This window comes from Streptococcus sp. 53 (assembly GCF_013276565.1).
GTDB lineage: Bacteria > Bacillota > Bacilli > Lactobacillales > Streptococcaceae > Streptococcus.
Map to the genome: position 1 here is coordinate 135,935 of NZ_VMLG01000013.1, position 25,827 is coordinate 161,761.

Genomic DNA, 25,827 nt, shown 5'->3' on the forward strand with positions numbered 1-25,827 from the left:
ACTCTCTATTATAGCATATTTTTTAAGAAAGAAAAAAGGAAAAGTTAACTTCAATAATTATCTAACGATTTGACGATTTATAACTAGCCATCGCAATAAAGCCCAGTTTCTGCTTATTCTTAGCAAACATTTTATACATCGTTAAAAACTGCTTTCTATTCTCCTTTTTACAAGCATTTACACAAATTTTCAAAGTTCCTAGCCAACCTTCATCATAAATCATACCTGATAATTTCATTAAGGTCATTTCACCAGTCAATACTTTCACATCACAATAACCTGATTCTATCATCACCTGTTCCCAACCATCTTGAGTCAAAGGACCTACATTTACATGAATTGCTTGTGATAATTCCTGTCTGACAGACTCTTTATCTTCCTTAAGAAGCACATCATGTGTCAAAAGAAGACCTTCAGGTTTTAAAACCCTTAGATACTCCATTACACATTTTTTCTTAGCTTGATCGGCTTGCATAGTCAACATAGCTTCATTTATAACAATATCAAAACTAGCATCTTGATAAGGAAGTTTCATTGCATTTGCTCTTTCAAAACTGATTAAATGAGCAACACCTGCCGCTTCAGCAGATTTTTTAGCCACTTCTAAGGCTTGTCCATCCATATCAACAGCAGTTATCTTACAACCAAAACGCTGTGCCAACTCAATTGCTGTAGTTCCCCTATTACACGCAACCTCTAGTATTCTCTTTTCTTTTGAAAATCCTCCTTCCGCAATTAACCAATCTGTGGCACGTTTTCCACCTGGACGTAAGCGTTTTTTCCCCAATTTTGCTAAAAACTTATGACCTGCTTCTGACATTTGAACACCTCTGTTTTTTCTTTATTATAACATAAAATTATATTATCTGACAATTCTAATCTATTATTTGCTAAACTAGAATCAAAAGACTATAGCATAAATTAATTATTACCTCCCTAGTTCGAATTCAATTCCTCCCATCATTTACACATTTAGGTTACGACTATTTTTTGTACTTTGGAATTGCTCTCATCTTCATCTGCTCTACGAACCTCCACCTTTTTGTTCGTAGAACTACAATTTCTCTGTCCCTCCCTCTGCCGATTCTTATTTCCAGCGTCAGACTGAGAATCGCTAACAGGTTCACTAGTAGATAGTACCCACAGAGGACTTACACTTCAGATGAACGGAATGCCCGTCGTACGCAAAAAGCTGATGAATCATCGATTCATCAGCTTTAAGGATAATCTGTTCAGTGTAAACAAATCATATCAATTAGAAAGCTTAGTCTTCTTTCTTCTTACGAGCTACAAGACCGAATCCACTCAATACTCCAAGAAGTCCAAGTGCTGCTAGACTAGCGTTAGCTTCTGTACCTGTGTTAGGCAATTCTTTTTGACCATCAACATATTTAGGTGTTGCTGGCATTTGAGGTTTAGCTGGCTGTTCAGGTATTGCTGGAGTTGCTGGCTCTACCGGTTGTGCTGGTTGAGTCGGTTCAACCGGTGTTGGAGTTGGCATCTCAACTTTGCGGAAGATATGTCTGATATTTCCATTTGAATCTGTCACAGTCTTCACATATTCGTAACCTGGAATTGTTCCCGGTTCTTTAGAACCTGGCTCAGTTGGTTTCAATGGATTTCCATTCTCATCAGTCCAAGTAGTTGTATTTTGCTTACCTGGATTTGGTTGAGGAACAGGTGAAGGTGTTGGAGCTGGTGGTGTTACTTTTTCATAAACATGAACAGTATCTCCATTTGGAAGTTTCTTAGTTTCTACGAAGCGGTAACCTGGAATGTCTTTCTTAGGTTGGCTACCCTCTTCGCTTGGTGAAACTGGCTTACCACTTTCATCTACAAATGATGTTGTTGTCTTAACTACTTTACGGTAAACGTGAGTTACATTACCATCTTTATCAGTTGTTGTCTTAACAAACTCGTATCCTGAGATAGCTTTCTTAGGTTGGTTACCCTCTTCGCTTGGTGAAACTGGTTTACCACTTTCATCTACAAATGATGTTGTAACTTTTTCGTAGATGTGTTTTGTATTTCCTTTTTCATCAATTTCAGTTCTAACAACATTGTATCCTGGGATTGATTCTGAAGGTTTAGCGCCATCTTTAGATGGAAGTAAATCTGTTTCTTTGCCATCTTTTTCGATAACTACATATCTAGTATCTGGGCGAACTGTTGGAATATACTTAGCAGTTACTGGTGTTCCGTTCGTATCAACACGTTTAACCGTTACTCCTGCAGCTTTTCCTACGAAGTTTGGTTCTGGAGTGAATGTTACTTTTCCAGTTTCATCGATTGTGTATGTTCCTTCGTTTGGTACTGTCTTAGTTGTTGTTCCATCATCGAATTTTGGTTTTACAGTTTCATCGATTTCTACTGGTACTTCTTTTCCGTTAAGTGTTACTTTTCCACCTGTAAATGTTGGTGTTCCTTCTTGAGATTGTCCTTTTGGACCTTCTGATTCTGCATCTTTAGAAGTTGGTGACACTGGGATTACTACTGGCGTGTATTTAGCTGTTACTGGTGTTCCGTTCGTATCAACACGTTTAACTGTTACTCCTGTAGCTTGTCCTGTGAATGTTTTTTCTGGTGTGAATGTTACTTTTCCAGTCTCATCGATTGTGTATGTTCCTTCGTTTGGAACTGTCTTCGTTGTTGTTCCATCATCGAATTTTGGTTTTACAGCTTCATCGATTTTAACAGTTTTTTCTTGACCATTGATCGTTACTTTCCCACCTGTAAATGTTGGCGTTCCTTCTTGAGTTGCACCTTGAACATTGGTTGTTACGACGTCTGAACTTGTTGGTGTTGCTGGTTTTACAACTGGTGTGTACTTAGCTGTTACTGGTGTTCCGTTTGTATCAACACGGCGTACATCAATTCCTGCAGTTTTACCTGTGAATGTTTTTTCTGGTGTGAATGTTACTTTCCCAGTCTCATCAATTGTGTATGTTCCTTCGTTTGGTACTTTAACAGATTTTTCGTCTGTAGGTTGTTTAGTCGCAGGATCGATTAATTTAGCTGGTACGTTGTTATCTAATGGAACTTCTACTTCTGTACCGTTAACAGTTGCTTTCCCTGTTATGAATACTGGAGTTGCTTCTTGCGTTGCACCTTGGACATCTTCTGTCACAGCGTCTGTTGCTGTTGGTGTCGCAGGTTTAACTGTTGGTGTGTACTTAGCTGTCGCTGGTGTTCCATTCGCATCTTTTGCTTCAACTGTCGCTGGTACTGGTGTTCCTGCGAAATCTTTATTTGGTGTGAATGTTACTTCTCCAGTGGTTGGTTTGATTGCGTATGTTCCAACTGTATTTCCTTTAGCGTCTTTTGCTGGAATTGTTGTTTTATCTGTTGGATTTCCAGTTTCTGGATCTACTAATTTCGCTGGTTGGTCTGCATCAATCTTCATTGGAACTTTGTCACTACCTTGAGTGAATGTTGGTGTTCCGCTTTGCTCAGCACCTTGAATTCCTTCTGTTGCTACAGGTGTTCCTGTTGGTTTGATTGGCGTAATAGTTGGTGTGTAAGTTGTTGTAACTGTAGTTCCATTTGTATCTGCCGCTTGAACAGTTACTGGCTGAACAGCTCCTACATAAGTTTTGTCAGTTGGTGTGAATACAGCTATAGCTTTTCCATCTACATTCTTAACTGTAAATTTACCTACTACTTTTCCATTTGGATCTTTTGCTTCTACTTCATCAGCTGGTTGTCCATTTTCTCCTAGTACCTTATATGATAAAGGATCGATTGCTGCTGTTTTTTCAGTTCCATTAACATCCGCTTTACCTGGTACGAATGTTACTTCTTTAGATTGTTCTACACCTTGTACATCTGTTGATGTAGCTGGATCTGCTGTCGGTGCTACACCTACGATATGTGGTGTGTAAGTTGTTTTAACAGTTGAGCCATTTACATCTTCCGCTTGTACATTTGCTGGTAATACCTTACCTGTATAAGTTTTATCAGTCGGTGTGAATGTTACTGTGTTTGTTGCTGGGTCAATTGAGTATGTTCCTACTTGAGTAACTCCGTCCTCTTTATAGGCTGGTACTGTCGCTTCTGTTGGTACACTTCCGTCAGCATTTACTAATTTAGCAGATCCTGCTTTGATTGCTACTGTTTTTTCTACACCTGAAATTGTCGCCTTACCTGGAGCAAATGCTACAACTCCTGTTTGCACTTCACCTTGAATATTTGTTGATTCTGCAGGTGTTGCTGTTGGTTTAACTCCTACGATTGTTGGAGTGTAAGTTGTTTTAACGGTTGTTCCATTTACATCTTCTGCTTGTACATTTGCTGGTAATACTTTACCCACATAAGCCTTATCCGTTGGTGTAAATGTTACAGTATTTGATGTTGGATCAATTGTATATTCTCCGACTTTGTTTCCATTTGCATCTTCAGCATTTACTGCAGTTCCTGCAGCTACTGGATTGCCTTGTTTATCAAGAAGAACTGCTGAATTATCTTTAATAGGTACTTCTACATCTCCTGCTGTGAATGTTGGTGTTCCTTTTTGTCTTTCACCTTGGATTCCTGTTGAAGTAGCTTCTTTAGCTGTTGGGGTTACGCCTGTTACTGTTGGTGTGTATTTCCCTTTTGATGTAACTGGAACTTGATTTCCTTCTGAGTCAGTTGCCATTACGGATACCTGTACATTAACACCTTTACCTTCTCCTTTAAATGTTGGAAGTGGTTTAAATGTTACTACACCTGTTGTTGAATCGATTGAATACGTTCCTTCTCCTTCGACTTCAACTTCACCTTTTTCATTAGCACCTTCTAGTGAGTATGCCGCTGTTGCCCAGTCTACATTAGTTCTATCTGGAGTGTTAGCTGTTGTATTTAATTCAGAGAAGCGATCTTTTCCTGATTTAGAAGTTTGAGTTTGACCTTGTTTTCCTGTAGTTTCATCCTTAGAAGATTGAACTCCATATACAGTCGGTGTATACGTGTTTTCTGTCGCTACTCTTACTTGACTTCCTGACTCATCGTTGAATGTTACATTCGCTGAAACTTTCATCGATGTAGCTGTTCCTACAAATCCTTCTACTGGAGTGAACGTTACTTCTCCTGTTGTTGAGTCTACTGTGTAAGTTCCTTGATCAGTTGTTACAGATTCAACTTTAGCTCCTGTTTTTGGATTGACTAGTTTGTAATCTGATACTGTAGTTCCTTCTTTTCCATCATTGAAATTATCTTCCATTGAGTCAGTTTGTTTTTGACCTTGAGCTCCTGATGATTTCTCTGGATCTGTTACTACGATGTAGTAAGTTGTTTCTGCTACTGCGTCTTCTGTTACTGCACCTGCATCTGTTCCATCTACTGTTGGAGTTGTTACAACACCGTTTGAGTCTACTGCTCTCGCTGTTACTTTGTAACGTCCTTTTTGAGATAATACATAAGCGTTAGCTTTAGCTAGGTTTGCTTCTGCAGCTGTTTTCAGAGCTGCACGTGCTATTTCTACTGCTTTTTCAGCTTCTATAGCTGCAGTACGCGCTGACTCTACTTCAGTATTTTTTGTTGAAAGGTTTACTTTAGCTGTTTCTAATTGCGTTTCTACAGATGCTTTAAACTCTTGAGCATGCGCAAGTCTTCTCTCTGCTAATTCTTGAGCCGTCGGAGAAATAGAACGTAGTTTTAGATTATCTAATGCTTTTTGAGCATCATCTGCTAATCTTGATGCACGATCCAATAGTTCTTGAAGGCGAGCTAATTCGTTTTGTGAATCTTGTTGTTCTTTGATAGCTGTTGCTGCTGCTTGAGTTTTAGTTGCTGCTGTACGTTGAGCTTGAATATAAACTGTTTCTTCAGCTTGAGCTCCGTCAAAAGTAGTTACTGTACCGTCTGGTGCAGTTGCCGTTACTTTTGTTTTAATCGTATCTGAATCTGTTGCTGATGTTTTATCATCGATTGTATCTGCAAATGCTACGTTTGCTTTAGTTGATTTAACTAAGTCTACTGATGTATCTTTTGCTTCTGAATAACTTGTTGAAGTCCCTGCTGGTTTAGCATTTTGAATTGATGCTACATCTGTAGAAGATGCTTCGCGGTATGCTATATACCCTTTAAACCCTGATTCAGTCTCAACTTCCCAACCAGCATTTGTTTCTTTAGCTGTTACTGCTGTACCGTCAGAAGATGTCCATTGGTTTGTTACTGAATCATAATTCACAGTTACAGTAACACCTGTTACATCAGCTGTCTGATCTTTTGGTAAAGCAGTAACTGTACGCCTTACATCACCGACCGCTGTTACTTCTCCGTTTTTGCGGATTTCAGCAACTTTTTCTATTAAAGTAGCTGCATTTGAAGTTGCATTCCATGTACGTGTGAATTCATAAACGATGAAATCCACACTACCATCAGCTTTAGCATCTGTATAGACACGACGTTCTGTTAATGTTGTAGTTCGATCTACATTCTCTTTTAGTACATATGCATCTTCATTTGGAAGATTGTATTTACCTGTTGCACTATTGAAAGTAGCTGTATATTCATTATTATCTTTATCTTTTACTTTAACAACTTCACGCTGTAAATTTGCACGTACTTTATCTGTAGTAGCTTTTGCTGCAATACTATCAACACCAACGTATTTTGTAGATTCTGGTGTTACAGTTAAGTTAAGAGTTGAATCTTCTGTTGTAGATGCTACTCCTAATACCGTACCTTCTTGCACTGCTGTATTAGTAGTACCTGCAGCCACTGTCCAGTTACCATCTTTAACTACAAGTTTTGTAACTGTTCCATCTGGCATTGTAATTTCCGCTTTGTTAGCACCTTTTGAAATTGTCACAGGTACATTTGTAGCATAAGCTTCAACATTCTTAACCGTAATTTTAGGTGCTACTGCAATTGTAATATTTTCATGAGCTTCTTGACCATACATATTCCAATCCGTATTTTTTGCATTGGTTGTATTATTGTAGTCTTTGGCATAAACAGATGCTGTGAAAATACCAGCTTCATTTGCTGTTCCAGTAATATCTCCAGTTGTTGGATTATAATTTAATCCTGGTACAACATCATTTATCGGAGTTTCACTTCCTGTATAATTACCGTTTAGGGTTGTATGCGCTGTGATTGTAAGCGGTGAATTCTGAGTTCTTACTTTAGAACCATCAACTGCAGTAAAGGTTGCGCCTTTCTTTTGTTTAGGGGCAGTTTTTGAACCAGCAACAACTTTGTCTCCACCACTTGTGTATACATAACCAGCTCTTTCATCACGACTAATTCCATCATTATCGACATATTCAATATTATGATTTACTTGATCACCTATTGTTACTAATTTTGATGTTCCTTGAATACGTGGTGCAGAGCTATCTTGCCATCCAATCCATCCAGATTTTAGGTTACGAAAATCAAATTTTTGAGTAGAACCATCTGGTTTAGAAACAGTAACCAGATAACGCATGTCATATACACCGTTTTGAAGATCAGATTCTATATATCCTTCTACAGTATCTGTAGTTGCATTATAAGCTAATCCTGGCGGTAAATTGCTTATGTCGATGTTTGTGACTTTGTATCCTGCTGCTACTGCTTCCTGTGATAAACTAAAACGATTTTTTACATCAGTAATATACACATAATGATTCCCTTGTTCAAAAGTATACCCGTAGATTTCTGTAGCTATATACTCATAGGCACCTCTTGAACCGTAAACTGTACCTCCGTTGTTGTTCCCTGTAACACGTGGTTTCCCAGTCCATAGCTTAGCTTCTCGACCAAGCTTTTGAGCTTCTGTTTTTGATAAAGGGATGTCCGTACGTCCACTAATCCCAGCTTGTCCATTAACAGCCGCAGGCACATCAGTGTTATCAGATTGATATCCATGAACATAAACTTTATAATCCTTATTCCCATCTAAAACTTCATAAGATTTACCTGTTGCTGTAGCGAATTCACCATTTCCTTTTCTAAGTTCGGTAGATGCTAATGTATACCCTTCGTTAGCTGAACGTAAGTGTGAACCTTGGACTAGTTCTTTACCATTACGCTCATCTTTTGAACCTGTATTTTCAATTGCGTTTGACTCAGATTTTTTCTCTGTATTTTCTGCTTTTTTCCCTACAGTTTCTTTACCATTTGTAGTATCAACTGCTGGAGCTGCTTTTTTCTCAACTGGTTTGTTTTGTAGTTTTGAGTTTACAGTTGTTACAAGTTTGTTGTAAGCAGCTTTTAACTCATCTTGACTATTAGCACTTGAAAGAGCTGCTTTTGCCGCTTCCAAATCTGCATTCAAAAGAGCCAAACTTTCGTCTGTCTTGTTTGCATATTTGCCTGCAGCTATATTTTCTGCTACCTGGTTAACATAAGATTCTAATTGAGTCTTATCCAATTTCGGAGCTACTACTTCTTTCGGAGCTTCTTCTGCTTTAGTTTCTGGTTTAACTTCTGCAGCTTTTGTAGTCTCAGGTTTCGCTTCTGCAGTATCTTGATCAGTTTTTCCAGCTGGAGACGTTGCAGCTACTGATGCTTCTGCACCTTGAACTTCCGTTGCTGATACCGCACCAGCTCCAAGAAACATCAAACCAGCTGCAATTGCTACCGATGCTGCTCCAAAGCTATACTTCCGGATACCATAACGAATATATTTCTCCGTTCGAAAATCTTGTTGACCTCTCTTCATGAGATTCAACCTCCTTGATTTATTTTATTCGTGTTGATTTAAAGCATTAGGGCAAATAAAAAGCCCCCCCCTTAAATTTTTTAGTAATATTAAGAGGAGAACATCTTAAAAAAGATTGCTATATGATTCTAAACACTATAGCTCATTATAACATTAACACTTGTTCCGTTCAAGTATTATAGCTGGTAATTATTGAGTTTGAATGAGTGTTTTTTAATTTTATTAGAAATCTTTCTATTTTTCATTAACGATGATCAATGCTTTAGTATAAAACCAATTTAAATACGCTTAAAGAGTATTGTATTGAAACACGTGCCCCTAAGAATAACAGCAGTAACTTAAATTTACCTTATAAGGAGATGTTTCGAAATCAAAAAAAGTTAAGACATAGTGTCTTCAACTTTTGGCTCCATAATATTTATAGCAGCTAAATCCCCTATAGAGATTATAGAGCCTATTTTGTTGTAGAAAAAAAGCCCCATAGGAGCTATCACGAAAAGCAACTAAACAACTCATTAGAAAGAATCAAATGGAACAAATACTTTTTATCACAAAATTACTGGACATTAAAGACCCTAATATCAAAATGATGGATGTTGTTAATAGAGTTTTACATAAAGAAATCATTGCTAAACTGGACTACGACGCCCCATCTTTCCCTGATTGCGGATGGAAAATGAAGAAATCTGACTTTCAAAAACTTTCTAAGTTTCTTTACCTTGAAACGACTTCTATGCTTAGCCGAATCCTTCAAATTTAAGCACTATCATTGCTTAAAAATGATGTGTCATAGTCTCCGGATAAATCTGAGCTAAGGCCTCTTCTCTTCTTTTTTTCCGATAGGCAATTCAGGAAACCAAGCAGAAGTAGAGCAATAGGGTGACTAGAATTCCCAATATCCTATAAGTTCTATCTAATAGTTTGCGGTAGCTTTGGGCCACTTTCCCTAGTGAATAGTGAGCCGCTAGGACGATATTTTCTGCCTTTGACTGACCATAGTCCGCCTGCTCCATATCCGAAAAAATATGAGGGACGAAAATCAGTTCTTTTTCTAAAAACCCTAACTTAATCAAGTCTTTCTTCCAATCAGGACGAAGCTGAGGACTCGATACAAGGTAAACATATTCCAAACCCAGATGTCGTGCGATACGTGCTCGATAGACCTGGGGGCTCTCAAAGCCATAGCGATGGATTTCCTTGGCTGGATGAATGGTGACAATTCTCGACATGCTATAGACTCTTTCTCTCTTATTTTCTGCTTACAAAGGAAAACCACCCTCACAAAAAGGCGAGGGTGGTTCATCCGTTACAATGCTTGGGGATTTCCTAGCAAGTTCCCCATCAAAAGGACTTTATGTTATGCTATCACAAAGACTGACCATCTGCAAGATAGACTGACTTAGACAGGATAGCTTGAGGGAGTTTTCTTATTGTTTGTAAATCGATTCTCTGAAATCATCTGTGCTACGTAGGTAGGCATTGTAGATTTTTTGTTTTAACAAGTGTACCCAACTTGCAGGAGCATGGCTTGTCGTACGATCAATGTTAGCCACATCTTTTGCCACTGCTTGATCGATCAGTTCTTGCATTTGGGCAGCTGAACGGATTGTAATCTCCTTGCTACTGTTTGGCACACCAAGTTCGTACTGAATGGTAATTGGTTTCAACTGTTCTTGCTTACGAATACGTTGATGAAACATATCCTTCTTGAAATCAGCCCATGAAGCGTATTGGTTGTCAAAGACATTTTTCAAGACGAGGCTATCAGTGATGAGGCCAACATCTTTTCGGTGCCAATCTGAATAGGTGATATCACCATTTCGTTTAGCTTCTTCTGCATATTGGTTGGATACATATGGTAAGAACCCATCTTGGTAACCTTTTTCTGCTAACAATTCATAGGCCGTCTTTCTAAACATGATGTCACCAGGCGCACCCTTTGGATTGCTGAGGGCAGCATAAATCGGTGAGAACATGTTGATAAGATGATAGCCATTACGAGTATAGTCACTCTTATCACGGTAAGCTCGACGGTTGATGATATCATTGTCAATCAAGGCATCAAGACTAGTTAGCTTACTTACTTCAGCATCTGTCAATGGGCGAACAGAGTTTCCAGCATGCGTTTGTTTATGGTACTTGTCCTCAATGTAGAAATTCTCTATTTTTCTAAACCATTTTTTCTTAACATCATTAGACTTAGTTAGAATGGCATTGGCTTCCATAGCATCCAAGGTGTACAAGACATCGTACATACCGTGAACATACTCTTGCAAGGCTGCAGCTGATGTGAAGCGACTTGTCGGGTCATAAGTATGCAAGCGAGTTAGGGAATCCTTATCCCCTTTATAGAGAGTATTCAAGACAATAGCATCCTTATCTAGGTTGTCAGCAGATTGCAACAGTCCTAAGGCATACAACTCTGCTCCCAATCCTTCACGACGACCTTTTCCTTCAAAGTAAATATGTCCGTCAGAATTATGAACCATTTCATGGGTATAGACAGATGTTCCGTACTTATCCAACAAGCGGTCGCTGACATAGTGAACCTCTGAACCATTGGCATAGGCTCCGGCGCCTTTACTCTCCCCATACCACTTACCAGTAGGTCCAAAGAAATTGTAAATAGAAGCAATTGCCTTATCAGACAGGGTAGCCCAGTAATACTTGCTATTGCTATCTTTCATACCAAAGCCATCTGAAACCATAACTGAACGGAAGAGTTTTTCTTTGTATTCTGGTGAAAGAAGATGATACCAGATATCATAGTGGTCTCGTTGCCATTCAGCTGACTGGTCTACCTTACCACGAACATACTGACGGAGTTCTTCTCCGGATAAGACTGTATTATTGACACGGTCACGGTAGCGTTCGTAGCCACCAAAGGCCAAGGTAGAAAGGTTTGAAATCACATAAACATCCTCTTCTGGCAATGTCAATAGCGGTAGGAGCATATTTTTTAATTTCCAACTTGGTGCCGTAATACGGTCATAGACTCCCAGCCTATAGTTACTATCTGGTGTAGCTGACTCTTGTTTGGTACGCACTTCTGGAATAGCCGACTTACTCTCTACGATATAGGCCTTAGTATTTGTCTTCAACCATTCATTATTTGTTTTAGTTGGTAGGAAAAGTTTTCTGTAAGACTCTAGTAAATCAGTCACTGTCTTGCGACCTTTTGCAGCAGCCAGGGTTGTTTCATAGGCACTTGGATTATTTGATGCCTTAAGATTTTCCATACCACTCTGACCTAGGGCAATGATGGTATCCAGGGTTGAAGCTGTGCTATTGCCATCAAAGTCAAACTTATAGGTATTGAGATCCTTCGTATTGATGTGATCATAGTTGATATTGTACCAGCGATTGAGGTAGGTCAAACCAAGCAAGAAAGCTTCCTTGTTATTCTCGATTTTTTCGCTGATGTAGGTTGCTACACTATCTCCCATCGTATTGATAGACTTGTCCATGGCTAGCACTTTCCGGAGATGTTCACCGATATTGGCCTTAACTTTTTCAAACTCTTTGTCCAAATATAGCGGATCAAGTGAAGTATCTGCCTCAATGCCAAGAACTCTTCTCATAGCTACTGAGTCATATTCGACTCCTTGCAAATCTGCTAGAACTTGATCGGTCACTTTCGTATAGTCAGATAAAAAGACCTCCGGTGTAAAGATAAAGTTTTTACTTGCTACGCTGTATTCTGCAATCTGTGTATTTTTGAAATCTTCTTTGTAGGTGACATCCAGATAGCTGATTGTATTATCAGCAAAATGCAACATAAGCTTATTGATAGCTGCTTTATTGGCCTGAATATCTGTGATGATGTCATTGTCCTTCATTGGTACAACATCCAGCAATTCTGTAGTATAGAGCTTATCAGTAGGATCGACTTGATTTCCATAGTGAACCACTAATTCTTTGTTGTAGAAAGGCATCAATTTCTCAATATTGTGATAAGCAACTTTTCGACTAGCTTGGCCTTGGCTTAACTGAGTATAGTCCACATTTTGCTGATTATCCTTGAGTGTTTGACCTGTATCGTCTAGCGTCACTGTCATACCATAAGACTGAACTTTTTCTCTAGCCTGGTCTTGGGTGATTGGGGTCGCATAGAGATCTACTTTCCTATTCTCTACTGCAGTGCTGGCATCTTTGATGTCCGCTCCCCTGTACTGGTCTCCTGTGATGGCATAGCCGTCTCCAGTATTGACCATGCTAACGACATGATGGATACGGCCATTTTGCCATGTAGAACCAGCTATTCCTCCGACGCGTGGATAGGTTGTCGTATTGAGGATGGTTCCACTTGCTAGTGCATGGGAAACCAAAGCACCACTTTGAACTTTCCCTACAATACCTCCAGCAAATTGGTCATTGTTGCGGGCATTGCTAGAAATATTTGCATCAACGGCTACCTTATCAATCTTAGCCTTATTACCAGATAGGAGACCTGCTATACCTCCAACATAGTAAGGAGAGGCATCCGTATGCTTGGCCTGAATGCTACCTGTAAAGGAACTATTGCTTATTTCTGTATCCTGAGCCTTCGCTACCAAGCTTGCAACTGACTTGCCACCTGTCAATTGACCTTCTACAGCTACATTACTAATCTGGCTGTTAGTCGCCACTTTTGCTAGGCTGGCTGTGTCTTCTTGACTCTTAATCGATACCGCTTTAAAGTCAATATCTTTCACAGTAGCCTTGGTCAAATTATCAAACAAGGCTGTTTTAAGGTCATAAATCGCAAACGGTTTTCCGTCACTCGCACCGATAAGATTACCAGTGAAATTACCTGTCACATAGCTGGTTTGTCCCTTAGCTAAGGACACCTCATCAGCTGTCATATCAGCTCCAAGTTTAAAGGTTCCAGCAAGATTGCCTTGCATGGCAGCAACCAGTTTCTTGAAGGAAGTATAAATTCCATCCTTGGACTGTTTTTGCTTATCAACTGTGAAGCTATAGTTATCTTTGTATGCTGAACCTTCCTCTTGAACCAGTTCATTGAAGGCAACGGTTACCTTATATTTCCCATCAGCTGTTTCCTTAATAGAGCTAACTGGTAACAACATTTCCTTCATCTTGTCTGATTTGACTTTGACAAAATAAGGTGACAAATCACTTGGTACTTCTGATAAGTTTAGATAACGACGGTAGTGACCATCTTCCTTACCATAGAGCCCCACTTCATCCACATCTTTGATTTCAATTTTCTTGTAGTCTAACTGAAAATCTTTCGTCGAAACTTCTGTACTTTCCTGATCAGATTGTCCCAGATTGTAGGTCAGGTAAGTCTTAATTGTATAAGGAGTATAGTAGTCCAATCCATCAATCGTTTGTTGGGCTGATGGATCTTTCAAGTCCACCTCTTTGACCAATGCTCCATTTTGGTAAATTTGAGCCTTGGCCTTAACAAAAGCAGACGTTGGATCATCTAGGTAATAGTTAACTGCTACTGCTTTTTGGTTCTCATCTTTAACCAGATTGGTAATTTCAACAATTGGCTTGGTTTTAACAAGACTACCAACCTTGACAATCTCTTTGGTTGGCTCTATTTCTGTATGTGAGATTTCCTTACTAGCTTCTACCTTACCATCTACGAGATAATCTTCATACTTGATTGTCCGTAAACCGTCTTTTCCTTCCTGAGCAATTTCTCGATGATTTTTTAAGATGGTCGCTTCTTCGATTTCTTCGGTTTCATGAGGAATGGTTTCCGTTACTGTTCGGTGAGTACTTGTCAAAGGCAGTTCAGGAAGAGCTTCTGCTACAGCAGCCTCACCCTCGTGACCGGACTCTTGTGTGCCTTGCGTACTAATTGGAGCTGCGTAAGAAGGTTGTGCTGGTTGGATTAGGGATTCACCCTCATGACCCGTCTCTTGTGTGCCTTGAGTGCTAACGGGTTCTGTATAAGTCGGTTTCGCTGGTTGAACCAGGGCCTCACCCTCATGGCCCGACTCTTGTGTTCCTTGAGCACTGATTGCCCCTGTATAAGACGGTTGTTCTGCTTGGACTAGAAACTCACCTTCATGACCCGGTTCTTGCGTGCCTTGAGCACTGATTGCCCCTGTATAAGACGGTTGTTCTGCTTGGACTAGAGACTCACCTTCATGACCCGGTTCTTGCGTGCCTTGACTACTGATTGGGGCTGTATAAGATGGCTGAGATGCTTGAACCAGGGCTTCACCTTCATGACCTGACTCTTGCGTGCCTTGAGTGCTGATCGGGTCTGTGTAGACTGCTTGTGCTGCTTGAACCAGAGCTTCACCTTCATGACCCGGTTCTTGTGTGCCTTGAGTGCTAATCGGGTCTGTGTAGACTGCTTGTGCTGCTTGAACCAAAGCCTCGCCCTCATGACCTGACTCTTGCGTGCCTTGAGTGCTAATCGGGTCTGTGTAGACTGCTTGTGCTGGTTGAACCAGAGCCTCGCCCTCATGACCTGGTTCTTGAGTTCCCTTTGATTGAACTACAGTTTCATTATTCTCTTGCGACTGAGACTCTACATGAGAATGCGTTCCCTCTTGTTCTCCCTCTGTTTTTGGTCTTGTCGGAGCTGGCTGGACTGGATTTGTCTGTTCTTGATTCCCACCAGTTTGGCTTGAATTTGTTACAGATTCTGGATCCAGTCCTTGTTTTTGGTCTGGTTTCTCATCTTTTACAGCATGACTATCCTTACTATCCTGACTCTGAATAACTTTCGCTTGCTGACTAGTAGCCTTATTTTTAGGATACACAGTCGTTACTGCTGAGCTATCTTCATTTTTTATGTTAGACTTGCTGTCATTTGACTGCTTGACAAATTCAGTTCTAATAGTCAAAGCTGCTGAATGAGTAGTAGCCACTTCTTGAGATTGAATGTTTTCTGATTTAAATTCTTCCTTTCCAGTAGATTCTGCTGGTTTGCTAGTTATCGGTACAGAAAGAGCTGGCTTATTTTCCACATATCCTAGATAAGTATAACCAGGAATATCAACCGGAGTTGGTAAGGCTTCTCCTGCCTGGACCGATAATTGGGTGTTATAAGCAGCTAGTGTCTCGCTAGTCAAAGCAAGGACAGTTGGAGACAGCAACTGACTGCCTAGACCCGTTACTAACAAGAATCGACTAATCTTGCTCTTGCCATCACGTCCCTTAAAAACTACTACAACCAATAAACTAAGGACAGCCACCAAGGCAACAGTCCCTAATCGAGAGCTAGTACCTGTATTGGGCAATACTTGATTTGCTCGATAAACCAGATAGTAGGTCGCATCGGATTCTTCCGCTACTTGTGGTAGAGATGTAACCAAGAGATCCTTCTCTTCATCAGTCAAATCCGAATCTAAAACATAAGTATAGTTAACGGTATAAGGTTCTTTGGCAGATACAATCTGTAGGGCTGTTCCCATCAAAAAGAAATATGCAACAGCTACAGATACAAGTCCAACTGCCAATTTTCTTAACGAGAAATTCTGTCGTTCTTCTCCACTAGTTTTGAAATTCATATTCCCCTCTTTTTACATCATTAAATTAGTATGTTGTTTTATAATAAAATATATAACTAAATTCATTATACATTAATTTTAAGAAAAATTCTAGGAATAGATATGCAATTGAATGGATAGGGGAAATCAAATAAGCAAGTAATTAACTAATTTGAAGAAAACTAAGACAAACTTCCCACCACACTTATTTCAAAATTTTTCAGAAATAAACTGTCAACAAAAAAACAAAAGCTTCTATAATATTTGTAGTGGGTAAATCCCCTATTAGATCTTATGGAGCTTATTTTGTTGTAGAAAAAAAGTCCCATAAGATCTATAATGAAAAGTAACCAAACCATCATTGGAAAGAATCATATGAAACAGTTACATTTTATCACAAAACTACTAGACATTAAAGACCCTAATATCCAAATTATGGATGTTGTTAATATGGATACCCACAAAGAAATCATTGCTAAACTAGATTGTGAGGCTCCATCTTGCCCTGATTGCGGAACTCAAATGAAGAAATATGACTTTCAAAAAACGTCTAAGATTCCTTACATTAAAACAACTGGTAGCCCTACTAAAATCCTTCTTAGAAAGCTTTATTTTAAACGCTCTCATTGCTCAAGATTTTGAAAAACTCAATATCATCACTGTTCTTGAAGCTAAAAAACAATCTAGGATCCAGAATCACTTTCTGCGCTATGATAGAGTCATTCGCTGTCAGGCGAAAATTATTACTATGAAGCTGTTTAGTTCTTATTATTATTTGAATAAACACCTTCACTTTCAAATTTATTGTCTTAGGTTGAAATAGTCTCCTAGACTGAAAGTTAGATAAATCAAAAACGAGCACTTTCGTACTCGTTCTCACTGTATAAACTACTGATTAAAGTGAGTTTACGTCAACTTTGATACCAACACCTTGAGTAGTTGTGATAGTCAAGTTTGTTACGTAAGTTCCTTTAGCTGTAGCTGGTTTTGCTTTTTGGATTGTTTCGTTGAAAGCTTTGAAGTTTTCAACCAATTTTTCAGCTTCAAATGATACTTTACCGATGATTGCTTGAACGTTACCTGCACGGTCAGCACGGTAAGTGATTTTACCACCTTTAGACTCTTCAACTGCTTTAGCAACATCCATTGTTACAGTACCAGTTTTAGGGTTTGGCATCAAGTTACGTGGTCCAAGGACACGTCCAAGACGTCCAACAAGAGCCATCATGTCAGGTGTAGCGATAACTACGTCGAAGTCCAACCAACCGTCGTTGATTTTAGCAACAAGGTCATCTTCACCAACAAAGTCTGCACCAGCAGCTTTTGCTTCTTCAGCTTTTGCACCACGTGCGAAAACAAGAACGCGTGAAGTTTTACCAGTACCGTTTGGCAATACCATTGCTCCACGGATTTGTTGGTCAGCTTTTTTAACGTCGATGTTCAAGTTGTAAGCAACTTCTACAGTTGCGTCAAATTTTGCAAAGTTAGTTTCTTTTGCAAGTGCTACAGCTTCTTCTACGCTGTATGCTTTTGTGCTGTCGATTTTCTCAAGAGCAGCACGAAGTTGTTTGCTTTTTTTAGCCATTTTCTATTCTCCTTGTAAGTGGTTCAATCGATTTTCATCTCCCACGTCACTTCTCGAAATGATGAAGTCTTGCGGGTTTTCAGTCTATTACTTTCCTTATCCTACGGCCTTAAGTTCCCTTGCTGTACCCAAGTACAAGCCTCAGTCACCTGCCTAGTATGAAAAGCAACTAATAGACTGCTGTGAGATTTTCTACTGTGTTATTGATTAGTCAACAACAGTGAATCCCATAGAACGAGCAGTACCTTCGATCATACGCATTGCAGACTCTACGTTTGCTGCGTTCAAATCTGGCATCTTAGTTTCTGCAATTTCTTGTACTTGCGCACGAGTAACTGTAGCAACTTTAGTTTTGTTAGGTGTACCTGATCCTTTTTCAACACCTGCAGCTTTTTTCAAAAGAACAGCAGCTGGTGGTGTTTTAGTGATGAAAGTAAATGATTTATCTTCGTAAACTGAGATAACAACTGGAATGATCATACCAGCTTGGTCAGCTGTACGAGCGTTGAACTCTTTTGTGAATCCCATGATATTGATACCAGCTTGACCAAGAGCAGGTCCAACCGGTGGAGCTGGTGTAGCTTTACCAGCAGGGATTTGCAATTTTACAAGTTTTTCGACTTTTTTAGCCATTTTTAAATCCTCCTTTGTGGTTTTGGCGGTAATTAGAGATTTTTACCTCCCACAAGTATGCTTTTCACATACCCATCTATTATACACTATTTATCTGGAATTGCAAGAGAAAAGTTTATTTTTTATACTCAATGAAAATCAAAGCTAACTTCTCAAAGTAACTTCCACTTACCCAACCGAAGTGGAAATTAGTCTAAAACGGATTTTTATGGTGGAATTAAGTGTGAGACGTTTGAGTTAGAAATGAGGTCTACTATGACAAAACATAAACATCTTACCCTTTCCGACCGTAATGATATCCAATTAGGTTTAGAGCGCGGTGAAACATTCAAAGCTATTGGACAATCCATTCTAAAAGACCCAACTACTGTTTCCAAAGAGGTCAAACGAAACAGACAAGTCCGAGAGTCTACAGGCCATAACCTTCCTTGTCCTTTACTAGACAAAGCTACCTTTGTCTGTAATGGATGTCCTAAAAGAAGACAAAATTGTGGCTATAAGAAGATCTTCTACCTCTCTAAACAAGCTCAAAAACAATACGAACAAACTCTTGTAGAAGCTCGTGAAGGAACTCCCCTCAATTCCAAGACCTTCTGGAAAATGGACAAAGTCATTTCTGATGGAGTTAAAAAGGGACAACACATCTATCATATCCTCAAAACTTACAATCTTGATGTCAGCTCCTCAACTGTCTATCGACACATCCGAAAAGGGTACCTATCTATCGCTCCGATTGATCTTGCCAGAGCCGTTAAATTCAAAGAAAGGCGGAAAAGTAAGCTACCTTCCATCCCTAAAGAAGCTAAAAAAGGCTGCTCCAAGGCCGCTCCTATGAGGATTTCTTAAATTATTTGGCTCTTAAGCAACTGAACTCTTGGCTGGAAATGGACACCGTTATGGGCAAGATGGGAGGTAAAGTCCTACTTACCTTCAATCTCTCTTTCTGTAACTTTATCTTCGCTAGACTGCTGGATAATAAAACTGCCCTTGAGGTCACCAAACACCTCTATGACATCAAGAACACTCTTCACCAAGCTAACAAAGATTTCTTCCAACTCTTTCCTGTCATCCTTACCTATAATGGTGGAGAGTTTGCCAGGGTTGATGATATCGAAATGGATGTGCGAGGAGAGAGTAAACTCTTCTTTTGTGACCCTAATCGCTCTGACCAGAAAGGCAGAATTGAGAAAAATCACACGCTGATTCGCGACATTCTACCTAAAGGAACTTCTTTTGACAATTTAACTCAAGAGGACATCAATCTCGTTTGTTCTCATGTCAACAGTGTCAAACGCGCTACTTTAAATGGAAAGTCAGCCTATGAGCTCTTTGTATTTACCTATGGAGAAGAGATTACTAAGCTTCTCGGCATTTCTAAAATACCTGCAGAAGACGTCTGTCAGTCTTCTACATTACTCCAACATAAGTTCTAAAAACTAACCTTTAACCGCATTCAAACGTCTCACACTAACTTCCACCATAGCGGAACTTAATCTGAAACGCTTTCAGATGAGGGGATTTTGTGCGCTCTTTTTTTCTATTCATTTTGGCTACAAAAGCGATGAAATCAAGCATGATTAAAACCAGTGGAACTTACCCTGACACGGATTTCCACTGGTTTTTAGGATTTTTATCAGACTAACTTCCACTTGGATTAGCGGTGGAAGTTAGTTTGGGAATTTACCTTTCACACATGAAGAAACGAAACCTATCTTCATGTGCTACCCCTAATTAGTAAATTTATTTTCCTCATCAAATATTGAAGTTCTAAAATCATCAGTTTGATCTAGATAAGCTTTGAAAATAGCTTTTTTAAGTTTGTAAACTTTACTACTTTCTTTTGGATATAATATTGAAGCATAATTAGTAGCATCTTCTTGCACCGCTTTTTCAATCAATGTTTTTAACTTACTAATATTATCAATAGTTACCGTCTCTTGACGTCTCCAATTAGTTGGATCTATAAAGTTAATATTTGTTAATTTATTAAATTTACTTTCTCGTTCTTTATACATTGCTTTTTTAAAATCAATCCAAGACGAATACTGTTTATTAAATACCTTTTCAAGAACTAGTTTATCAGTTACCAACCCTACTTCTTTACCATATAAATTAATTTTACTTCCATTTGCTTTTGCTTCTTCTGCATATTGGTTAGAAATATATGGTACCATACCTTCTTTATATCCTTTTGCAGCTAATAGTTCAAACGCTATACGACGACCCATTAAATCACCCGGAGTCCCTTTATCATTACTTAAGGCAGAATATATTGGTGAGAAAAGATTGATTGTGTAATATCCATTTCGTTTATACTCACCTTCATCAATATACCCTCTTCTTGTGATTATATCGTTTTCTATTAAACTATTGAAAGAAGTTAATTTATTAAGCTCATCTAGTTTTAATCTACGAACAACATTTGTTGCGTAAACCTCATTTCCATCAGGATCAGGTTTAAATTTATTCTCAACTTTTCTCAACAGATCATATTTTTGATTGCTATCTAACTTAGCTACTGCTTCTCCTTCTAACATCTCAAGTGTATAAACTAAATCAAATAAATTGTGCATATATTTACGTAAATCTTCTGCATTATTAAATCGTTGAGTTGGATCTTTTACTTGTAGTCTATCAGCATTTTCCGCTTCATCATATTTCAACACAGAGTTTATCGTGATTGTTGCATCATTTGGATGATCAGGAGCTTGCAATAATCCTTTTGCATAAAACTCTGGTCCAAGCCCATTTCTTCTTCCATATCCTCCAAGATAAATCTCTCTATCAGAATTATGTGTCATTTCATGAGTATATGTTACCGCACCAGATTTATCAAGCATACGATAAGCCATATAGTAGAACGCATCTCCCGTAGCATATGCTCCGTGTCCATTATGAACAACATTATTCCCCGCAGGACCGAAGAAATGTTTTATTGCTGGATGATCAGTTTCAAAATCTGCTTGACTAGTATTTTTATCTTTATCATTACCAAATCTAAAAGAATCATATACCAAAATACTTCTAAACAATTTATCTTTTTCTTTCGTATCTAGTATTTTGTACCAATAATCATAATGATCTCTAAATCGTTTAGCCGCTTCTTGTGCATTATCTTCTACAAATTTGTTTAATTTTTCTCCCTCAGGATATTCAGAACTTCTATATCTATCGTAAGCACCAAATCCTATAGTTGAAATATTGGCAATCATAAATATCATTTTTTCTTCTGGTAAAGTTAATAACGGTAAGACCATACTTTGATATTTCCATGATGGACTAGTTAATCTATCATAAACACCTATAGAGTGTTCTGTTCCTTGTTCTGACTGCTTAGAACTTACTTCAGGAATAGTAGATTTTTCTTCAACTATATAAGCTTTAGATTGTGTTTTGAACCAGTCGTTATTAGAAGTAGTTGGTAAGAATACTTTTCTATAACCTTCTAATGCTTTAAATAAACTATCAGTTCCATAATTTTTCGCTAATAACACATTATAAGTAATTACATTATTTTTCGCTAATAAATTGTTAAAGCCAGATTTACCTAACTCAATAACATTATCTAATGCAGAACTATTAGATTTACCAAAGAAGTCTAAATGATATAATACTAAATCTTTTGCACTTGCATTATCATATTTAAAATTATACCAACGTTCTAGATAAGTTAAACCTAGAAGTAACGCTTCTTTATTATTCTTAATTTTTTCTATTACATAATTATCTATTATCTTATTACTATTTTCAGCTATTGCCGCATCAGCAGAAAGAAGTTTTGATAAACTATCTTCAATTTTTGCTTTTGTTTTCGTAAATTGTTCATCTAAATATAATTCTGTTAATTTTATATTACTAGAAATATCTAATACTTTTCTAATAGCATCTGAATTATATTGAACAGAATTCAAATCATTTAAGACAGATTTTACAATATTATTATAATCATGCAATAATGTATTAGGCGTGTACATTAGTTTTGTATTAGTGATTTCATATTCTGCTACTTTAGAGAAATCATCTTTATATGTAATATTTAATACTTGTGATTTATTACCTTCAAAATGTAACAATAATTTATTGATTTCGCGTTTATTTTTATTAATATCAGTTATTACTTCATTATTTTTCATAGGAACAACTGATAGTAGCTTTTCAGTAAATAAATCACTGTTATTCTCTACTAAATTACCATACTTAATTATTGTTTCTCTATTATAGAAAGGAAGTAATTTTTCAATATTTTTATACACTTGTTCTCTTGACTGCTGATAGTCTGTTACTTCTGTGTAGCTAGTAGTGTATCTCGAAGTAAAATCAAAATCTTCTACTTTAGTACTATGTTTAGAAACCAACTCTACTTTTTTAGCATTCACTTTATCCGCTTCTAATACAGTACCTCTTTGTTTTTCTGAATCTTTAGTCACAAGTTCATCATCTACTTGAACTACACTAACCACCTTGTTATTTTTATTACTATAGGTATTAGTTGCTTTTATTCCTGTAAAATCATAACCAGCTATAGCATTACCGTTTGTAACATTAACATCACTTAAGACATTAGATAGTTGCCCAGATTTCTCTTCACCTGATATAGCATCCCAAAGATTACCTACAACTCCTCCTACTTTACCAAAATGCTTCACATTGTTAAGATTTCCTTCAACGTAACTATTACTAATTCTAGCACTTCTATCAACAACCCCAGCTATACCACCAACTGTTTGGTCACCTTGATTAGCATTTGTCGCCATATCAATAGATGAAATTGATTTTTCTATTAAAGCATTATCACCTGAAAGTTTACCAACTAAACCACCTATTTGATAAGTAGCCGTTGTGTCATAAGTATTAGTTATTCTACCAGTATAACTACTATTCAAGATTTTAGAATCTGTAACTTGTGAAACTAAACCACCAATGCTATGTTCACCAGCAATTACACCAGATGAATGAACATTAGTAATTGTAGTACCATTATTCGCTGTTTTCGCTATTGTAGCTGCATCTTCTTTAGAAGAAACATTTGCTTCTTTAATTGAAAGATCTTGAATAGTAGCATGATTTAAAACGTTAAATAACGGTTTTTTCAGATTATATATAGCGTAGTACTTATCATTATTTTTACCAATTAATGTACCTGTAAACTCATTACTAACATAGCTTTCTTGACCATCTTGAAGTTCTACTTCACGAGCATCCATAGTTGCACCTAAACGAAACTCTCCAGAAGGATTACTATTCATTGCTTCGACTAAATTTTTGAATGATGTATAAACACCATTTTCACTTCTCACCATCTTAGGTAGGTAGTAAGTGTAATTGTCTAAAGTACTATTGTTTTCGTGTTGAATTAAATCATTAGCTTGTCCTACAATTTTGTATACTTCTTGACTATCTCTTGTAACACTTGTAATACTTGAAACAGGTAACATCACATCTTTAAAGTTCTCTGATTTGACTTTCATAAAGTAAGTATCTGGATTACTTGGTAAGGTAGCAAGTGAAGTTACATGACGATACTTATCACCTTCTTTAGAATATAGTTCAACAGAAGATATATTTCTAAGTTCTAGTTTCTTGTCGACTTCTTTTTCTTCTTTAGAAGATTCTTCTTCTGCTGGAGACGGTGTTTCTGATTTTTCTGAAGTCGTTTCTGTATCTATCGTTCTTGACGTTTCTGTTCCTGAAATTGAATCCCCTTCTTTCGGAGCCGGCGCTGAATCCACTGTTCCTGCTTCTCCTTCTGAACCTGCTCCTTCTGTTGCATTTTCTTTAGGTGTTGGGTTGGCTTCTGATTCTTCAGTTTCTTTCGCTTCTTTTGTAGTTGGTTTTACTTCTGTTCCTGATTCTGCTGTTGTTCCTTCTTCTTCTGGTGTAGCTGGTTTGGCTACCTCTGACTCTGTTCCTTTTGGTTCAGTTGCCACTTCTTCTGTTGAAGATGGTGTAGCTGGTTTTGAGGGTGCTGGGGTTTCTTTTTCAGATTTACCTTCTTCTCCAGTCGGTTGCGTAGCTGGTGATCCACCTTCAAAGGCAGTTGATGAAGATTCAGTTGAAGAAACTGAATCCTCCGCTTTACCTTCTTCTCCTGTTTCTTTTGGTGCTGGGTTTGCTTCTGCTGTTATTCCTGTTTCTTCTGAAGTTGAATCCCCTTCTTTCGGAGTCGGCGCTGATGAGTCCACTGTTCCTGTCGCTCCTTCTGAACCTGTTTCTTCTGCTTTTACTGATGAATCATCAGAATTAGATGTCGAAGTTACAGGTTGGTCTACTCCTACAGTTCCTCCTTCAGCTCCATTTGCCGCTGCTTCTGTTGAAGCTGGGGTTTCTGGTTTTGATGGTGCTGGAGTTTCTTCTGCTGGTTGACTTTGTTCTCCTGAAGTTGTAGCCTCTACCACTGGTGCTTCTGAAACTTCCGCTTTTGGAGCTGTTGAGTCTGCTGGTGCTTCTAGTTTTGGTGAAGCTGGTACCAATTCTGCTGTTCCTTCAGTTGTTGACTTTGCTTCTTTAGGCTCAACTGGTTGTTCTTCTTTATTTTCCGGAGTTGTCGGTGCTTCTGCGTTTGATTCAGCTGGTTTCGCTACCTCTGACTCTGCTGCTTTTGGTACAGCTGGTTTCGCTGCCTCTGACTCTGTTACTTTTGGTTCAGTTGCCACTTCTTCTGTTGAAGCTGGGGTTTCTGGTTTTGACGGTGCTGGTGTATTTTCTGATGGTGTTTCTGAAACTTCTACTTTTGGTTCAGCTGGGGTTACCACCTCTGGTGCTGTTTCTTTTTGTGCTGGTGTAGTCACTGCGTCTTCTACCTTTGGTGCTTCTGGAGCTTCTGTTTCCTCTTTAACTTCTGGGCTGGTCACAGCTGGTGCTACTGGGACAGGCTGATAGACTGGGCTATAGTTCACAGTCATTTTTTCAACTGTCTCAGTGACATCTGTTAATTCAAAGGTAATAGCTTTTGTTTCCTGATCTTTCTTGAGCAAGACTTCGTAAGTGCGAACTTCGCCACTGGCACCACTTTCTTTGATGACAATCTTGTGTTTTGTGACTGTATCTGAAACTGTTTCAGCTTCAGTAAAGTACAATTCATTGTGTGGTAAGAATAAATTCTTGCCTGAAGCTTGATTCATTTCTTGGAGTACATCTACAGGGATATTGCTTGCTTCGCTGATAACACTTAATGTATCTCCCCACTTAATGACATACTTAAATAAATCACCTTCTTTTTGAAGGTCAGCTTTCACTTCCTCAACTGTTCTGGCTACCCAGACACCATCTTGTTCACTGGCTGATACAGTTGGAGCTAAAAAGCCCAGACCTAGCAAAATCACACCTGTCGCAACAATTGCACCAGTTCTTAATTTTCTAAAGCCACGGAGGGACAAGCTTCCTCTAACATTTGTTTGTCTCATAATGTTTATTTCTCCTCACTAGTTTAAGAAATCGCAAGAAAAACAATCTTGCGATTTTATCATACTTACTTTCTCCTAGTATTAGCAAAACCAATTCTCATCAAACTTTAGCAT

General features: G+C 38.3%; 7 protein-coding genes and 3 pseudogenes. 3 read left to right on the top strand and 7 right to left on the bottom strand.

The window, feature by feature from the left end; genetic code table 11:
• Positions 1-61: 61 nt before the first annotated feature.
• Together HT722_RS05150 and HT722_RS05155 are read right to left on the bottom strand one after the other, a co-directional pair.
• Positions 62-820 carry a class I SAM-dependent methyltransferase gene (locus tag HT722_RS05150; protein WP_173277894.1) on the bottom strand — a complete coding sequence of 253 codons (759 nt, stop codon included), beginning with the start codon at positions 818-820 and terminating at the stop codon, positions 62-64.
• Positions 821-1,264: 444 nt separating this feature from the next.
• The gene (locus HT722_RS05155; protein ID WP_173277896.1) at positions 1,265-8,632 is read right to left on the bottom strand and encodes a YSIRK-type signal peptide-containing protein; all 7,368 of its coding nucleotides are present in this window, start codon (positions 8,630-8,632) and stop codon (positions 1,265-1,267) included.
• Positions 8,633-9,161: 529 nt separating this feature from the next.
• Here HT722_RS05155 and HT722_RS05160 point away from each other — a divergent pair.
• Positions 9,162-9,417: pseudogene (locus HT722_RS05160) on the top strand (ISL3 family transposase); the annotation flags it as partial.
• 63 nt (positions 9,418-9,480) lie between these two features.
• Here HT722_RS05160 and HT722_RS10495 read toward each other — a convergent pair.
• Both HT722_RS10495 and HT722_RS05170 read right to left on the bottom strand, forming a co-directional pair.
• Positions 9,481-9,861 carry a hypothetical protein gene (locus HT722_RS10495; RefSeq protein WP_240146928.1) on the bottom strand — a complete coding sequence of 127 codons (381 nt, stop codon included), beginning with the start codon at positions 9,859-9,861 and terminating at the stop codon, positions 9,481-9,483.
• Positions 9,862-10,059: 198 nt separating this feature from the next.
• Entirely contained in the window at positions 10,060-16,113 is a 6,054-nt protein-coding gene (locus HT722_RS05170; protein WP_173277898.1) for a ZmpA/ZmpB/ZmpC family metallo-endopeptidase, read from the bottom strand.
• 354 nt (positions 16,114-16,467) lie between these two features.
• Here HT722_RS05170 and HT722_RS10360 point away from each other — a divergent pair.
• Positions 16,468-16,912: pseudogene (locus HT722_RS10360) on the top strand (ISL3 family transposase); the annotation flags it as partial.
• A gap of 75 nt (positions 16,913-16,987) precedes the next feature.
• On the opposite strand, the gene rplA reads toward HT722_RS10360, so the two are convergent.
• Entirely contained in the window at positions 16,988-17,677 is a 690-nt protein-coding gene (rplA, locus tag HT722_RS05180) for a 50S ribosomal protein L1 (protein WP_001085675.1), read from the bottom strand.
• Positions 17,678-17,884: 207 nt separating this feature from the next.
• Positions 17,885-18,310, bottom strand: a complete 426-nt coding sequence (gene rplK / locus HT722_RS05185; RefSeq protein WP_001085807.1) for a 50S ribosomal protein L11 — start codon at positions 18,308-18,310, stop codon at positions 17,885-17,887.
• A gap of 255 nt (positions 18,311-18,565) precedes the next feature.
• Here rplK and HT722_RS05190 point away from each other — a divergent pair.
• Positions 18,566-19,743: pseudogene (locus tag HT722_RS05190) on the top strand (IS30 family transposase).
• A gap of 294 nt (positions 19,744-20,037) precedes the next feature.
• On the opposite strand, the gene HT722_RS05195 reads toward HT722_RS05190, so the two are convergent.
• Entirely contained in the window at positions 20,038-25,713 is a 5,676-nt protein-coding gene (locus HT722_RS05195; RefSeq protein ID WP_173277901.1) for a ZmpA/ZmpB/ZmpC family metallo-endopeptidase, read from the bottom strand.
• Positions 25,714-25,827 lie beyond the last annotated feature (114 nt).

Bases quoted from the DNA above. Each gene is read 5' to 3' on its own strand.
- HT722_RS10495 (WP_240146928.1), bottom strand. From the start codon at position 9,861: ATGTCGAGAATTGTCACCATTCATCCAGCCAAGGAAATCCATCGCTAT.
- rplA (WP_001085675.1), bottom strand. From the start codon at position 17,677: ATGGCTAAAAAAAGCAAACAACTTCGTGCTGCTCTTGAGAAAATCGAC.
- HT722_RS05170 (WP_173277898.1), bottom strand. From the start codon at position 16,113: ATGAATTTCAAAACTAGTGGAGAAGAACGACAGAATTTCTCGTTAAGA.
- HT722_RS05195 (WP_173277901.1), bottom strand. From the start codon at position 25,713: ATGAGACAAACAAATGTTAGAGGAAGCTTGTCCCTCCGTGGCTTTAGA.
- HT722_RS05150 (WP_173277894.1), bottom strand. From the start codon at position 820: ATGTCAGAAGCAGGTCATAAGTTTTTAGCAAAATTGGGGAAAAAACGC.
- rplK (WP_001085807.1), bottom strand. From the start codon at position 18,310: ATGGCTAAAAAAGTCGAAAAACTTGTAAAATTGCAAATCCCTGCTGGT.
- HT722_RS05155 (WP_173277896.1), bottom strand. From the start codon at position 8,632: ATGAAGAGAGGTCAACAAGATTTTCGAACGGAGAAATATATTCGTTAT.